At 66.6% G+C, this 15,243-nt stretch carries 13 protein-coding genes; 8 read left to right on the top strand and 5 right to left on the bottom strand.

The annotated features are described in order from the left end of the window. Positions 1 to 70 precede the first annotated feature (70 nt). The 8 genes from JOF55_RS19465 (at position 71) to JOF55_RS19430 (ending at position 8,487) form a co-directional block, all read left to right on the top strand. A complete protein-coding gene (locus tag JOF55_RS19465) occupies positions 71 to 916 on the top strand; it encodes a beta-galactosidase small subunit (protein ID WP_310276288.1) in 846 nt (281 codons plus the stop codon). Between the two features lie 201 nt (positions 917 to 1,117). Next, positions 1,118 to 2,557 (top strand): GAF domain-containing protein, encoded by a 1,440-nt coding sequence (locus tag JOF55_RS19460; protein WP_310276285.1) that lies wholly within the window; start codon positions 1,118 to 1,120, stop codon positions 2,555 to 2,557. Between the two features lie 364 nt (positions 2,558 to 2,921). Continuing rightward, entirely contained in the window at positions 2,922 to 3,920 is a 999-nt protein-coding gene (locus tag JOF55_RS19455) for an amidohydrolase family protein (protein ID WP_310276281.1), read from the top strand. 1 nt (position 3,921) lies between these two features. After that, positions 3,922 to 4,683, top strand: coding sequence for a metal-sulfur cluster assembly factor (locus JOF55_RS19450; RefSeq protein ID WP_310276278.1), 762 nt, complete (start codon positions 3,922 to 3,924; stop codon positions 4,681 to 4,683). Continuing rightward, entirely contained in the window at positions 4,680 to 5,705 is a 1,026-nt protein-coding gene (locus JOF55_RS19445; RefSeq protein ID WP_310276275.1) for an NAD(P)-dependent alcohol dehydrogenase, read from the top strand. The genes JOF55_RS19450 and JOF55_RS19445 overlap by 4 nt, the downstream gene beginning before the upstream one ends. A gap of 82 nt (positions 5,706 to 5,787) precedes the next feature. After that, positions 5,788 to 6,120: a putative quinol monooxygenase gene (locus tag JOF55_RS19440; RefSeq protein WP_310276272.1), complete on the top strand. Its 333-nt coding sequence runs from the start codon at positions 5,788 to 5,790 to the stop codon at positions 6,118 to 6,120. A gap of 36 nt (positions 6,121 to 6,156) precedes the next feature. Then, a complete protein-coding gene (locus JOF55_RS19435) occupies positions 6,157 to 6,951 on the top strand; it encodes an acetoin reductase (protein WP_310276269.1) in 795 nt (264 codons plus the stop codon). A gap of 357 nt (positions 6,952 to 7,308) precedes the next feature. After that, positions 7,309 to 8,487 carry a DUF3500 domain-containing protein gene (locus JOF55_RS19430; protein ID WP_310276266.1) on the top strand — a complete coding sequence of 393 codons (1,179 nt, stop codon included), beginning with the start codon at positions 7,309 to 7,311 and terminating at the stop codon, positions 8,485 to 8,487. Between the two features lie 112 nt (positions 8,488 to 8,599). Here JOF55_RS19430 and JOF55_RS19425 read toward each other — a convergent pair whose 3' ends face one another. The 5 genes from JOF55_RS19425 to JOF55_RS19405 all read right to left on the bottom strand — a co-directional run bounded on the left by JOF55_RS19425 (position 8,600) and on the right by JOF55_RS19405 (position 15,094). Continuing rightward, on the bottom strand, positions 8,600 to 9,247 hold the full coding sequence (locus JOF55_RS19425; RefSeq protein ID WP_310276263.1) for a LutC/YkgG family protein: 648 nt from the start codon (positions 9,245 to 9,247) through the stop codon (positions 8,600 to 8,602). Further along, complete coding sequence (locus JOF55_RS19420; protein ID WP_374727562.1) at positions 9,244 to 10,671, bottom strand: LutB/LldF family L-lactate oxidation iron-sulfur protein; 1,428 nt, start codon at positions 10,669 to 10,671, stop codon at positions 9,244 to 9,246. Before JOF55_RS19420 ends, JOF55_RS19425 begins: the two co-directional genes overlap by 4 nt. Before the next feature lie 17 nt (positions 10,672 to 10,688). Continuing rightward, complete coding sequence (locus tag JOF55_RS19415; protein ID WP_310276257.1) at positions 10,689 to 11,426, bottom strand: (Fe-S)-binding protein; 738 nt, start codon at positions 11,424 to 11,426, stop codon at positions 10,689 to 10,691. A gap of 55 nt (positions 11,427 to 11,481) precedes the next feature. Further along, positions 11,482 to 12,954, bottom strand: coding sequence for a rhamnulokinase (locus tag JOF55_RS19410; RefSeq protein ID WP_310276254.1), 1,473 nt, complete (start codon positions 12,952 to 12,954; stop codon positions 11,482 to 11,484). 88 nt (positions 12,955 to 13,042) lie between these two features. Further along, positions 13,043 to 15,094: a bifunctional aldolase/short-chain dehydrogenase gene (locus JOF55_RS19405; protein ID WP_310276251.1), complete on the bottom strand. Its 2,052-nt coding sequence runs from the start codon at positions 15,092 to 15,094 to the stop codon at positions 13,043 to 13,045. Positions 15,095 to 15,243: the final 149 nt, after the last annotated feature.

The following is a 15,243-nucleotide window of genomic DNA, read 5'->3' as shown; positions in this document are numbered from 1 at the left end:
GCCGGCGGCGGCAGCCCCTCGTGAACAGGACGCAGGTGGCAAGCTACGGGTTCAGGAGGCCGCCAAGACGGTGTCGGTGAAGGGTGGGAAGTTCCGCTACTCGTTCGACCGCTCCACAGGCACCTTGTCGTCGATGAAGATCGGTGGGGTCGAGCACGCCGTCGACGGGCCGCGGCTCGACGTGTTCCGCGCACCGATCGGCAACGAGTGGGCCAATTGGAGCGGCGTCGACCCGGAGCGGAAGTTCCGCGACATGGGCCTGGACCGGCTGGCCACACACGTCAGGTCCCTCGACGTCAGCAGCCCATCGTCCGGCGAGGTGCGCGTGGTGGTGGACACCGATGTCACCGCGCCGGACGTGGCGGGCAACGGCTTCGACAGTCGCTGGACCTACACGATCGACGATTCGGGGACGATTCGACTGGACCACGAGGTCGAGGCGTACGGGGAGAAGATGCGGTCACTACCGTGGCTGCCGCGGGTCGGCTTCTCGATGCGGCTGCCGGAATCGTTCGGCACGCTCGACTGGTACGGGCGCGGGCCCGGCGAGTCCTACCCGGACCGCAAGGATGCCCAGCACATCGGCCGCTGGTCCGGCACGGTCGACGAGCAGTGGTTCGACTACCTTCCGCCACAGGACAACGGGGTGAAGGTGGACACCTCGTGGGCGTCGTTGTCCGGCGAGCGCGGTGGACTGTTGGTCTCCGGTGACTCGCTGGCGGTCTCGGCGGACCGCTTCTCCAATGCCGAACGGACGGATTTCGCCTGGCAACTGCGCCGGGACCCGTTTGTCACCTTCCATGTGAGTGCGGACATGACCGGCCTCGGTGACACGCCGAACTCGGTACGCGAACAGTACCGAGTGCGTGCCGACCGCCCGCACTCCTACTCGGTGACGCTGCGGCCGGTGAAGTAGGCGTCCGGGCGCGGAGGGCGTTGGCGGTCGTGCGTCACGACGATCACGAGCGCCCTTTCGCACCCGGCTATCCACCGCCCGGGCTTGCCCGTTGTCCGGGACGGCTCCACGTCTCAATTTGAGACGCCGATCACATTGGCGTGCGAGTTGGCTGTGTCACAGTCGGTGCAGGCTCTGGGTGGCGTACGAGGAGGTGCGTGAATGGATGAGCTTGCCGAACGGGCCCGCACGGGAGGTGTTCCGGTCGCCACGACGCCACGGCTGTCGGCATCGTGGCGACGGAGCCACAACTACGGGGCACCCGCGGAAAAGGTCGATCCGGTCTTCATCGGTACCGTCGACGACGAGTCGCTGTTCTTCCAGTGCGGTCAGCAGGTCCTGCTCGGCTTGCACGAGACGCTCGCGAACGAGCCGGTCAGCCTGATGTTGACCGACGAGGACGGTCACGTGCTCAGCCGCGTGTGCCACAACCACGCGCTGATCGAGGCCCTCGACAGGACCTACCTCGCCCCCGGCTTCGCCTTCTCCGAACGGGAAGCCGGGACCAACGGGCTCGGCCTCGCACTGGCCGACCGCACTCCGTCGCTGGTCCGCGGCGACGAGCACTACTGCACCGGACTGTGGGACTACACCTGCGCGGCCGTCCCGGTCCTGGACCCCGTGCACGGGCGCCTGCTCGGCAGCATCAACCTGACCACCTGGTCGCAGAAGTCCGCGAACCTGCTGCTCGCGCTGGCCCAGACGGCTGCCGGACACACCTCGGCGTTGATGCTGTCCCGGGGGCACGGCATGCAACCACGCCCGGCCCCTCGCGGCGAGGTCTTCCGGATGAACGCAGCAGCACAGTTCGGATCCGCGCCCGAGCTCTCAGGACCGTGGCAAATCGCGCTGACCGAGGTTCGGGCCGCACTGGCCGAAGGACTGTCGGTCGGGATCGTCGGGGAACCAGGGGTTGGCAAGACCACCCTGTTGGCCACGGCCCTACGTCACGTACAGCCACACGACCGGATCCTCAATGCCCGGCCACCGGACCCGCGCGACACCGAGTGGTGGCTCACGCTGTGGACCCCCGAACTGGGCAAGGACAACACCAGCGTCATCGCCGCCGGGGTGGACACCCTGCCGTCGTGGGCGGCCACCGAACTGGCCGAAATCGTCGCGGCACAAGCTCGGCGACCGTTCACCGTCACCGCGCGCGAGGCGACGGCGATCCCGGACGCGCTCGCCCGGCACGTCGACACGGTGGTGGAGCTTCCGCCGCTGCGACATCGACCGGACGACGTCCTGCCACTGGCCGAGCACCTCGGCAAACGAGCCCGCGGCCGCGAGGTCCGGTTCACCCCCGCAGCGGCTCGCGCACTGCGTACCTACCACTGGCCGGACAACTCCGAACAACTCCGCCGGGTCGTCCGCGAGGCCGCTGCCAGGAGTGACGTCGTCGACACTCGGCACCTGCCTCCCGAGGTGCTGTGCGGACCGACCCGCACGCTGACCCGGATCGAAACCCTCGAGCGTGACGAGATCGCTCGCTGCCTCGCCGAGCCGGGCACCACGGTTACCCGCGCCGCGGAGATCCTCGGCATGAGCCGCGCGACGATCTACCGCAAGATCACCCAGTACGGCATCCGCACACCCGACTGACCGGCATGCGAACTCCGCAGGCACGCCGGGACAGGCGAACCGACGAAATCGGCAAGACACTGACACGAAACTCCCGGTGACCGGCTTTCCTCTTGTCGAAAGGCGATCCGGGAAACTGCTTCCCGCCTCGCCGGCCGCCTCCGATGCTGCAGTCGTGACTTCTTGAAGGTTTCTGCGCCGGCGCTTTTCCATGTTTCCGGTGGCGTCCGACGGCACCACCTTTCGTTCGTGTCAGGACGCACAGCAGCAAATCCCGCCAATCCGAATGTCTCAAACTGAGACGTTCAACGGCTCCACATTTCGGTTTTTCCCGCCTAGCGTCCCTGCCAATACAGCAAAGCTGTCACCAATCAGGAGGACGCCCATGTACAGCAAGGACGGCGAAACGTATTTCATCGTCGATGCGCACATCGCACTCTGGGACGCACGTCCGGAAAACCGGCTCAACATCCACGGCAAGCAGTTCATCGACTGCTTCTACGACTATCACCGCAACCTGGGCCCGGAGTCCGAACTGTGGCCCTACGAGGAGTTCCTCTACCAGGGCGGCGAGAGGCTCATGCGTGACCTGTTCGACGACGGCTACGTCGACCACGCCATCTTCCAGCCCGCACATCTCGGAGCGTTCTTCCGCAACGGTTTCGGCCAGACCGAAGAGGCTTTCGCCCTCGCCCAGCGGTATCCGGACAAGCTGACCTACAACCACTGCTGGGATCCACGTTTCGAACAGGCCGGGCTCGACCAGCTCCGAGACGACGCCGAGCGATTCGGGCTCAAGGGCTGCAAGCTCTACACGGCCGAGTGGCAGGGCGACTCCCGCGGCTACAAGCTGAACGACCCCTGGTCCTACCGCTACCTGGAAACCTGCCAGGAACTGGGCATCCGCAACATCCACATCCACAAAGGACCGACGATCCGGCCGCTGGACCGCGACGCGTTCGACGTCGCGGACGTCGACAAAGCCGCGACGGACTTCCCGGAGCTGAACTTCGTCGTCGAGCACTGCGGCCTGCCGCGACTGGAGGACTTCTGCTGGATCGCCACACAGGAACCGAACGTGCACGCCGGCCTCGCCGTCGCGATCCCGTTCATCCACACCAGGCCGCGGTACTTCGCGCAGATCATCGGGGAGCTCCTGTACTGGCTCGACGAGGACCGCATCCAGTTCTCCAGCGACTACGCGCTCTGGACACCGCGCTGGCTGATCGAGCGCTTCGTCGATTTCCAGATCCCGGAGGACATGACCGAGTACGCGCCGCTCACGGTGGAGCAGAAGAAGAAGATCCTCGGGCTCAACGCGGCAGCGATGTACGGCATCGAGGTCCCGGAAAACCTGGATGTGGCCGAACGGGCGGTGGCCTGAGATGTCCACGGAACCACTGGAACAAGCCGCACGCGCAGCGCTGGACGAGGTTTTCGACCCGGAACTGGACGAACCCATCACCGACCTCGGCTTCGTCAGCTCTCTGGAGGTAACGCACTCCGGGAACGTCACCGTGCACCTCAGGCTGCCGACCTCGTTCTGCGCACCGAACTTCGCCTACCTGATGGTCTCCGACGCCAAGGACGTCCTGTCCGCGCTGCCGCAGGCACGTGAGGTCGTGGTCGTCCTGGACGATCACCACGACTCGGACAGGATCAACCGTGGTGTGGCCGCGGACGCCGGCTACCGCGGAACCTTCGGAGAGGAAGCGGCACAGGACCTCGACGAGCTCCGGTCGACCTTCCGCCGCAAGGCGCACACGGCAGCCATGGAACGTGTACTGACCATCCTGCTGCGTAGCGATCCCGACCTCACCGAGGAAGGCCTGCACGAGGTCACCCTCGGCGACCTTCCCGAAGCACCGACGACCCGGGCGCTCCTGCGGCGCCGAGAAGCTCTCGGACTGAGCCGTGCTCGTACGGAAAAGGTGCTCGTGGACGACCACGGGAATCCTCACCCGCGCGAGGAGATTCCCCTTCATCTGCGCTTCGCCCGTTCGGTCCGGGTTTCGATCGAGGGCAACGCCCATTTCTGCCGCGGGCTGCTGCGGACCCGCTACCCGGACTCCACACACGACCAGGCGCCGCACGCACAAGCAGGCACTTACGCAGGTGCACGCAACGATCGAGGAGACACACCATGAAAGCAGTCCAGGTCACCGGCTACGGCGAGAAGCTGCGCATGGCGGAGGTGCCCGTACCGGACGTCACCGGACCGCACGACGTGATCGTCAGGGTCGGCGGCGCCGGGGTGTGCCGGACCGACATCCACATCCTCGAAGGCCAGTGGGCGGAAAAGTCCGGCGTGGCCTTGCCCTACACGATCGGGCACGAGAACGCTGGCTGGGTGCACGCCACCGGCAGCGCGGTCACCAACGTCGCCGAAGGCGACAAGGTGATCGTGCACCCTCTGATCACCTGCGGTCTGTGCCACGCCTGCCGCTCCGGTGACGATGTGCACTGCCAGCAGTCGTCGTTCCCCGGCATCGACACCGCGGGCGGATACGCGGAATACCTCAAGACCTCCGCCCGCAGTGTCGTGCGCATCGACGAATCCCTGGAACCCTCCGACGTGGCCGCCCTTGCCGACGCGGGCCTGACCGCATACCACGCCGCGGCGAAAGCCGCACGTACTCTCCGGCCCGGTCACCGGTGCGTCGTGATCGGCGCCGGCGGGCTTGGGCACATCGGCATCCAGGTGCTCAAGGCCCTCACCGCCGCCGAGCTCGTCGTCGTCGACCGCAATCCCGAGGCCGTGAAGCTGGCTGCCGACATCGGCGCCGATCACGGAATCATCGCCGATGGCAGCCACGTCGAGGAAGTACTGGATCTCACCGGCGGGCATGGTGTCGAAACCGTCATCGACTTCGTCGGAGAAGGCGGCGCCACCGCCGACGGTATCGGCATGCTGCGCCGTGCCGGTGATTACCACGTGGTCGGTTACGGAGAGAACCTCGACCTTCCGACCATCGACATCATCTCGAGCGAAATCAACTTCATCGGCAACCTCGTCGGCTCCTACAACGATCTGTGCGAGCTGATGACCCTCGCCGCGCAAGGGCAGGTTCGGCTGCACACCACCAAGTACCCGCTGGATGGCTTCCAAAATGCCCTCGACGATCTCGACTTCGGCCGCATCCGTGGCCGCGCGATCCTCACCCCTTGACCGAGCCCGGGAGAAGCGAAAAGAAACAACTCATCGCACCCGGAAAGTCCATCTGCGTCATCACAACCGATCGAGGAAACCAATGATCTTCATTACCGCGAAATTCCGGGTCAAGCACGAATACGCCGACCAATGGCCCGACATCGCCGATGTCTTCACCCAGGAGACCCGCAGCGAACCGGGATGCCTTTGGTACGACTGGTCCCGCAGTGTCGAAGATCCGAACGAGTACGTTCTGCTCGAGGCTTTTCGCGATGACGAGGCCGGAGCTGCACACGTCAACTCCGAGCACTTCAAGACCGCACAGAAAACGCTGCCTCCCTACCTCGCGGAAACTCCACGGATCATCAACACGACGTTGCCGCAAAACGATTGGTCGCTGCTCGGCGAAATGTCCGTACAGAGCCAGAAGTGACCACACTCCCCGCACTCGACGAATTCGGAGAGAATCATGGCCGCACAACAGGAATCACCGCGGGTCGCACTCGTCACGGGCGCCGCCAGAGGCATCGGCAAGGGCATCGCTCTGCGGCTGGCTGCTGACGGCCTCGATGTCGCGGTCAACGACATCGAAGCCAACAGCGACCAGCTCAAGGAGGTCGCAGAACAGATCGAGTCGACGGGCAGGCGGTCGACAACGGTCGTGGCCGACGTGTCCGATCCCGACGCCGTCCAGACGATGGTGGAGCGAGTGGCCACCGACCTCGGGCAACTGAACGTGATGGTCGCCAACGCCGGAATCGCCGACGTGAAGCCGTTGTTGGAGACCACACCCGAGGATTTCGACCACCTGATGTCGATCAACCTGCGTGGCGTGTACTTGTGCTACACGGTCGCGGCCAAGCAGATGATCGCCCAGGGCACGGGCGGTAAGATCATCGGTGCGGCATCGATCGTGGCCTACCGGCCGTTTCCGCTTCTCGGGAACTATTCGGCTTCCAAGTGGGCCGTCCGGGGACTCACCCAAGCCGCCGCGATGGAATGGGCACAGCACGACATCACGGTGAATGCCTACTGCCCGGGCATCGTCGGCACCGCGATGTGGGACCACATCGACGAGAAACTGGCGGAGAACGAGGGCCTGCGCAAGGGTGCAGCCATCGAGAAGTACTCGGAGCTCATCCACCTCGGCCGGGTATCGGTGCCCGAGGACGTTGCGGGCTTCGTTTCCTACCTCGCGTCCGAGGATTCCGACTACATGACCGGTCAATCCGTGATGATCGACGGGGGCATCCAATTCTCCTGACCCACAGCGGGTAGAGGAGTCCGGAACGGATCGCGGGGCTGTCGACGAGCGGAATCTCCGGCATCCCCGCGATACGGCCCACGAAGAACAGGAACCGTCGGACGATGTGGCATGCACCGCCTCCGGGCAATCAGGGGCACACCAAAGCCTCCGACAAAGCGGGGACCCCTCGGGTGGGCCATTTCCCCGAGCGTTGGTCCTCGCACACCGCCTACGATCGGAACACCCACCGCACCGAAAGGACCGTCTTGTGACCACGCCCACCAGCAAGGACCACAGCCTGCTGACCGCCTTCGTCGAGCGGCGCGGCGAACTCCGCGACGGCGAGCTGCACATCCAGCGGCTCCAGCGCATCGCATGACCGCTGAGCAGTGCACCCCCCGCGATGTCGCCACCGCGATGGCCGAAGCGGCGGCCGAATGGATCGCCACCCTCGACGACACCCAGCGCTCCGATGGGGTGTGGCACTGGCCGGGCTCACCCGCCGCCGACCACGAGCGTGTCCGCTGGTACTACACCCCCACCGACCACGGCGGACTCACCCTGCACCGGATGGCTCCGCACCAGCAGCGCGCCGCCATGCGGCTGCTTGCGGCCGGGCTGTCGGACGCCGGCTACGCCACGGCGACCACGATTATGGGCTTGGAGAACGTTCTCGACCGGACCGAGAACTTCACCGCCGGCTTCGCCCGTGACCGGGGCCGCGACCCGGGCATGTACTACTTGCGGGTCTTCGGCGACCCGCAAAGCGGTCGACCCTGGGCATGGCGCTACGGAGGCCACCACGTGTCGGTGAACCACCTCGTGGTCGACGGCGAAGTCGTGGCCGGCACACCGTGCTTCCTCGGTGCCGATCCCGCCGTCTCCCCGCTGCTGGGAGGCCGGGAGCTACGTCCCCTGGGCGGGGTCGAGGACATTGCCCGCGAGCTGCTGCACTCGCTGGACTCCCAGGAGCGGGACCGGGCGACGCTGAGCACGACCGCGCCGGTGGACATCATCAGCGGCAACCGGGTACGCCTGTCGGACGGCGACCGGCCGATCCCGCTGCCCGACCTGTGGCGGGGCCACTTCGACGACCAGCCCCTCGAGGACCGGCTGTGGTCGATGCACAACAATCTCGAAGCCCATCTCGGAGTCACCGAATCCGACCACCGCGCGGTGGAGTTGACCAAAGCACCCAAGGGCATCGCCGCGCGCGATCTGCCACCGGAGCGGCGCGAACACCTGCGCGAACTGCTCGAAGTCTACATCGGGCGGATGCCGTCCGGCCTGGTCGAACGCGAACGAGCCCGCTTCGACGGCGACCTGCTCGACGAGGTGCACTTCGCGTGGGCCGGCGGCGCAGAGCGCGGCGAGCCGCACTACTACCGCGTACAAGGCCCACACCTGCTCGCGGAATGGGACCACACCCAGCGCGGTGTCAACCACGCCCACTCGGTGTGGCGAGACCCCACTCACGACTTCGGCCTCGACGTACTCGCCCAGCACCGAGCCGCCCACCACACATCGGGCACCTCCCGTCGGAAGAATGAGTGAAACGGGCACCTTCCGGATGCCGTGCTCGCGCCCACCGCGTTCCGGGCGTTTCGCGGCCAATGCAGCAGATGCTGCGTACCGCTCGACGACGGTCGGCTTCGACGCGCCCCAGTCATTCGTCCCGAATCACGATGACGTGCAGGGATCTGGGGCCGTGCACCCCTTCGACCCGGTCGAGTTCGATATCGCTGGTCGCCGAGGGGCCGCTGATGAACGTCAGCGGGTGGTTCGGATCGAGACGGGCCAGGACAGCCGGGACGTCATCGACGATGCGGGAGGCTTGAACCAGACACACATGCGTGTCCGGGATCAGGGTCAACGCACGTCGCCCTTGGCCCGGGCCGTGGTCGAGTACGACGGTTCCGGTGGTGGCGATGCCGCCGAACGAGGTGGTGACCACGGCGTCACAGGCATCCAGTGTGGCCGTGTCCAGGGCCGTATCATCGCTGATCGTCCGATGCGTGCCATGGACGGGCTGCACCCAGTGCGATGGGATACCGGTCGGAACAATCGTGTGGTCGGCCCGTGCCGCGTGCAGCGCCACCAGAACCGTGTCGGCGACATTCGTACTGTCGGTCACGTGCACGGCGGCACGGTATTCTTCGGTGCGGGCGCGGAACAGTTCGACCAGGTCGGATGATTCTCGCCGGTCGCGGTAGTCGTGGGGCACGCTGTCGCGAGGGACTCGGCTCGTGCCCGCCAACGCCGAGCGCACCGAACCGAGAATTGTCGCACGTGCCGTCGAGTTCCGTGCTGTCACGAGTTTCCTCCTCGCGTGCGTTGCCACCATGAGCGGAACGACTCTGTCGGTGGTGTCGGCGCGTCCCGGGCGTTGGTCCATTTCGATGCCGGCCACGGCAATCGGCCGATCCTGCCTGCTTTGCCGAGCCAGGACCCGCTCCATGACGCCAACCGTTGCACCCGGGCGAGCCTGCGCGCATCGCCGAGAATCCACCCGACCCCGCGCATCACCACGTCCAACCCGCGCGGACCTCGACGCTTCGGCTCTTCCACGGTTTTGGTACGCAGCCGCACCAGCAGCTCCGGGATGTCGATGGCCACCGGGCAGACGTCGTAGCACGCTCCGCACAACGTGGAGGCGTACGGCAATGATGCGTCCACATCGGATTCGGTGCCGCGCAGTTGCGGCGTGAGTACCGCGCCGATGGGGCCCGGATAGACCGATCCATAGGCGTGTCCACCGGTTCGTTCGTAGACCGGACAAACGTTCAGGCAGGCGGAGCAGCGGATGCAGCGCAGTGCTTGGCTGCCGACCTCGTCGGCGAGCGCGCTGCTGCGCCCGTTGTCCAGCAGTACGACATGAAACGCGCTCGGGCCGTCGCCTGCTGCCACCCCGGTCCAGGTCGAGGTGTACGGATTCATGCGTTCGCCGGTGCTGGAGCGCGGCAGCAGTTGCAGGAACACCTCCAAGTCCTGCCAGCTGGGTATGAGCTTTTCGATACCGACCACACTGATCAACGTCTCGGGCATGGTCAGACACATGCGTCCGTTGCCTTCGGATTCGACCACGACGAGACTGCCGGTGTCGGCGACGGCGAAATTGGCGCCCGAGATGGCGACGCGTGAGCGCAGGAACTTCTCTCGGAGATGGCGGCGAGCGGCCTCGGCGAGATCGGCCGGATCGTCGGTGAGGTCTGCGGGTGCGGGCTTTCCGGAAACACCCATTTCGCGTCTGAAGATCTCGCGGATCTCGGCACGATTGCGGTGAATGGCGGGCACCAGGATGTGGCTCGGGGTGTCCTCGTCGAGCTGGACGATCAGTTCGGCCAGGTCGGTTTCCCAGGCCGAGATGTCCGCGTTCGCCAAGGCATCGTTGAGCTCGATCTCCTGCGTGGTCATCGACTTGATCTTGACTGCTTCGGTTTCGCCGGTGGCATGAACCAGGTCCACCACGATGCGGTTGGCCTCGGCCGCATCCCGGGCCCAGTGCACCGTGCCGCCCGCCTTGGTCACGGCAGTTTCGAAGCGCTCCAGGTACTCGTCCAGATGGCTCAGGGTGTGCGCCTTGATGGCCGCTCCGGCGGCGCGCAGATCGGACCAGTCGTCCAGTTCCTCGACCACCTCGGCGCGTTTGCGCCGGATCGTGCCGGTTGCCTTTTGCAGGTTGTGCCGCAATTGCGAATCGGCCACGGCCGAGCTCGCCGCCTCGGGAAACGCGGGCATTCCCAAGTAGGTACTGCTCACTGCTCCTCCTCGGTGCAGGCGAGAATCTCGGCCAGGTGCATGGTGCGGATGCCGGCTCGTTGCCGGGAGAGCACTCCGTCGACGTGCATCAGGCACGAGCTGTCGCCCGCGCAGAGCACTTCGGCTCGCGTACTGCGCACGTTCCGGGCCTTGTCGGATCCCATGGCCACCGAGACATCGGGGTTTTTCATCGCGAACGTTCCGCCGAATCCGCAGCATTGCTCCGCATCCGGTAACTCGGCCAGATCGAGTCCACGGACCGAACGCAACAGTCGCAGGGGCTTGTCGTCGACCCGCAACATGCGCAGCGAGTGGCAGGTGGGGTGGTAGGTGACCCGGTGCGGAAAGTACGCACCGACGTCGGTCGCCCCCAGCACATCCACCAGGAATTCGGAGAGCTCGCGCACGGCGGGTGCCGTTTGCCGCACCGCTTCGGACAGTTCGGGGTCGGCGGCACTGTCGGCCACGGTCGCGTGTTGGTGACGTACCGAGCCCACACAGGATCCCGATGGCGCGACAACGGCGTCGTAACCGGAGAACGCGTCGACGAAGGTCCGTACGGCAGGCACAGCGTGCCTGCGGTACCCGGTGTTGGTGTGCATCTGACCGCAGCAGGTCTGGGCCATCGGGAAGTCCACCGAACAGCCCATCCGTTCCAGCACGGCCACCGTTGCTCGGACCGCGTTCGGAAAGATCGTGTCGCCGAGACAGGTCGCGAACAGCGCAACCTTCATGATCTGTGTGCCTCTCTGTGACTGCGCGACCGCAGGTGCCGCGTCCCGGGTGTGCTCAGTACCTGCCACCGGCGAGCCGTGATTCGGCTGCTGCCCAGGCTCGTTCGTTGCCGCTCGGTTCGAAGTGTCGGAGCGGCTGGGTTTCGGCGACCAGCTTGCGAAGTTCGGCTCGTTCGCCGAGCACCCCGTGCGCGCGGGCTTGGACCAGGATGTTCCCCAGCGCGGTGGCCTCGGTCGGGCCCGCGATCACCGGCACCCCGCAGGCGTCGGCGGTCAGCTGGCACAGCAGCGCGTTGCGACTGCCGCCGCCGACGAGGTGCACGACTCCCACGTGGCGGTCTGCCAGCCGCGCGACGTCGCGCAACGTCCGTCGATGCGCCATCGCCAGGCTTTCCAGCAGGCAGCGGACGGTGGCCGCCGGTGTCGAGGGAACCGGTTCGCCTGCGTGCGCGCAGGCGTTGGCGATGGCGGCGGGCATGTCCTGCGGAGTCAGGAACGCGGGATCGTCGGTGTCGATCACGGAGGTGAAGGCCGGTTCTCGGGCGGCTCGATCCAGCAGTGCGTCCAGTCTCTCGGTCCACCCGTGCTGGTGCCAGGTGCGCACGCATTCCTGCAACAGCCACAGGCCCATCGTGTTGCGCAGGTAGCGGGTGGTGCCGTCGATGCCGCGTTCGTTGGTGATGTTGGCGGCGCGCGATTGTTCGCCGAGCACCGGGGAATCGAGCTCGAGTCCGACCAGCGACCAGGTGCCGCACGAGATGTAGGCGAAGTCCTCGCGTGTCGCGGGCACCGCTGCCACGGCCGAGGCGGTGTCGTGCGAGGCCACCGTCGTGACCGAAAAGCCGGAACCGAGACCGGTGCGTTCGGCGACATCGGCCCGTAACGTCCCCGCCTGATCGCCGGGTTCGCGCAGCGGCGCCAGCAGGTGCGTGGGCAGGTCGAGCGTACGCATCAGGTCATGGGCCCAGTCTCCTGTTGACACGTCGTAGAGCTGCGTGGTCGAGACGTTGGTGATCTCGGCACCGACCTCGCCGGTGAGCCAGTGGATGAACAGATCCGGGATCAGCAACAGCTTTCGCGCGTCGTCGAGTCGCAGTTCCGCCCGGTCGGCGACCAGTTGGTACAGCGTGTTGATGGGCAGCTGTTGCAGGCCGGTGACCCGGTAGAGCTCCTGGTCGGAGACGTGCTCGCGGACCTCCTCGATCGAATCGCGGGTGCGCGGGTCGCGGTGGTGTCGGGGCTCGGCCAACAACCGTCCGCAATCGTCGAGCAGCCCGTAGTCGACGGCCCAGCTGTCGATGCCTGCCGATGAAGGAGTGTAGGAAGCGGCTTTCCGCAACCCGTCGAGAATCTCCCGGTACAGCCGTGAAACGTCCCAGTGCAGACTCGAGGTTCGCGATACCGGCGCGTTGGGGAAGCGATGGACCTCGGTCAGTCCGAGTTCGCCGTCGCCGACCTTGCCCACGACGACGCGTCCGCTGGACGCGCCCAGATCGATGGCGGCGCAGGTGTAGTCGATTTCAGGCATGGTGGCCTCGTCGGTGTCGAAGTGCGGAGGGCAGGAAGGGGCGCCGGGGCGGACGGTCAGCGATGAGCCCTTTCCGCCCCGACGCGGTTCACCGCAGAAAGGCCGCGGCGACACCGGCGTCGACCGGCACGTGCAGCCCGGTGGTGTGCGTGAGATCGCCGCCTGCCAGCGTGAACACGGCGGCGGCCACGTGCTCCGGCAGCACTTCACGCTTGAGCAGGGTGCGCTGGGCGTAGAACTTGCCCAGCTCGCTTTCCTCGACTCCGTACACCGCGGCCCGCTGTGCTCCCCAGCCGCCCGCGAAGATGCCCGACCCCTGCACCACACCGTCCGGGTTCACGCCGTTGACGCGAATGCCGTGCTCGCCGAGTTCGGCGGCCAACAGCCGGACCTGGTGGGCCTGGTCGGCCTTGGTGGCTCCGTAGGCGACGTTGTTCGGCCCCGCGAAGACCGCGTTCTTGCTGACGACGTAGACGATGTCGCCACCGAAGCCCTGCGCGATCATGGTGCGTGCCGCCTCGCGAGAGACCAAGAACGAGCCACGCGCCATGATGCCGTGCTGCAGATCCCACTCGGCCGTGGTCGTCTCCGACAATGGTTTGGAAATCGACGTGCCCGCGTTGTTGACCACCAGATCGATGCCGCCGAAGGCCAGCGCGCCCGCACGGAACGCGGCGGCGATGTCGTCCTCCTCGGTGACATCGGCTTGCACGGCCACCGCCTTGTCCGAGCCGCCCAGTTCGTCCGCGAGCTGCCGCGCCGGGTCGAGGTCACGGTCGACGACGACCACACAGGCCCCTTCGGCGGACAGACGCCTTGCGGTGGCCTTGCCGATGCCCGAACCGCCACCTGTCACGAACGCGACACGGCTCGCCAGCGGTTGGGGAGCGGGCCTGCGGGCGAGCTTGGCCTCCTCCAGCGCCCAATACTCGATCCGGAACTTCTCGGACTCGGAGATGGGCGTGTAGCCGGATACCGACTCGGCTCCGCGCATCACGTTGATCGCGTTGACGTAGAACTCACCCGCCACGCATGCGGTCTGCTTGTCGGTGCCGAAGGAGAACATGCCGATGCCGGGCACGAGCACGATGGCCGGGTCGGCACCGCGCATCGCCGGAGAATCCGGCTGCGCGTGGCGCTCGTAGTACGCCCGGTACTCCTCGCGGTACGAGCGGTGCAGCTCGCGCAGCCGTTCGGTGACCTCCTCGAACGGTGCGTCGGGAGCGACGTCCACCACGAGTGGGCGCACCTTGGTGCGCAGGAAGTGATCCGGGCAGGAGGTGCCCAGCTGGGCCAGTCGCGGATGCGCCGCGCGGGACAGGAAGTCGAGCACGGCCTCGCTGTCGTCGTAATGGCCGATCCGGGCGTGGTCGGTGGAGACGAGCCCTCGGATCACCGGCGCCAGGGCGGCGGCCCGGGCACGGCGTTGTTCCTCCGGTAGTGCTGCGAATTCCTCGACGACCTCACCGAAGGGTTCGGGGCGCCCGCGCTCGGCCAGAAACGCCTCGGCGGTCCGGATGATCCACAGCGAGTTCGCCTCGCATTCCGCGCTGGTCGCCCCCCAGGCCGTGATGCCGTGACCCCCCAGGACGACGCCGACTGCCTGCGGATTCCCGGCCTTGATCGCGGCGATGTCCATACCGAGCTGAAATCCGGGCCGACGCCACGGCACCCAGACCACCTTGTCGCCGAAGCACTCCTCGGTCAGTGCGGGTCCATCCGCCGCGGTCGCCAGTGCGATACCGGCATCGGGATGCAGGTGATCCACGTGTTCGGCCTCGACCAGCCCGTGCATCGCGGTGTCGATCGACGGCGCGGCGCCCCCTTTGCCGTGCAGGCAATGGTCGAAGGCGGCGACCATCTCGTCTTCCCGGTCCGACCCCGGGTAGACGTCGACGAGGGACCGCAGCCGATGCAGGCGCAGCACGGACAAACCCGATTCGGTCAGGGTGCCGAGATCACCACCGGAACCCTTCACCCACATCAACTCTTCCGGGGTTCCGGTGACGGGGTCGATTCCGGTGTCCTTGGCCGAGGTGTTGCCGCCCGCGTAGTTCGTGTTGCGCGGATCGGCACCCAGCCGGTGGGAACGGTCCAGCAGCTCGGATACGGCGTGGTTCGGTGTCGACTGCTCGGTCATACTGTGTCCTTTCACGACAGCGGAATCATGCGCCCCAACCGGCCTGTCGGCCGTCACGTCGTGCCTCGTTGATCTCGCCCCGGTGGCCGGAGCGCCAATGGGCAGTCAGCTGTTCGATCGTGGTGAAACGTTTTACCCGGCTGGAGGAT

This window comes from Haloactinomyces albus, from assembly GCF_031458135.1.
GTDB classification, from domain to species: Bacteria; Actinomycetota; Actinomycetes; order Mycobacteriales; family Pseudonocardiaceae; genus Haloactinomyces; species Haloactinomyces albus.
This window is presented reverse-complemented; position numbering and strand designations above follow the sequence as displayed.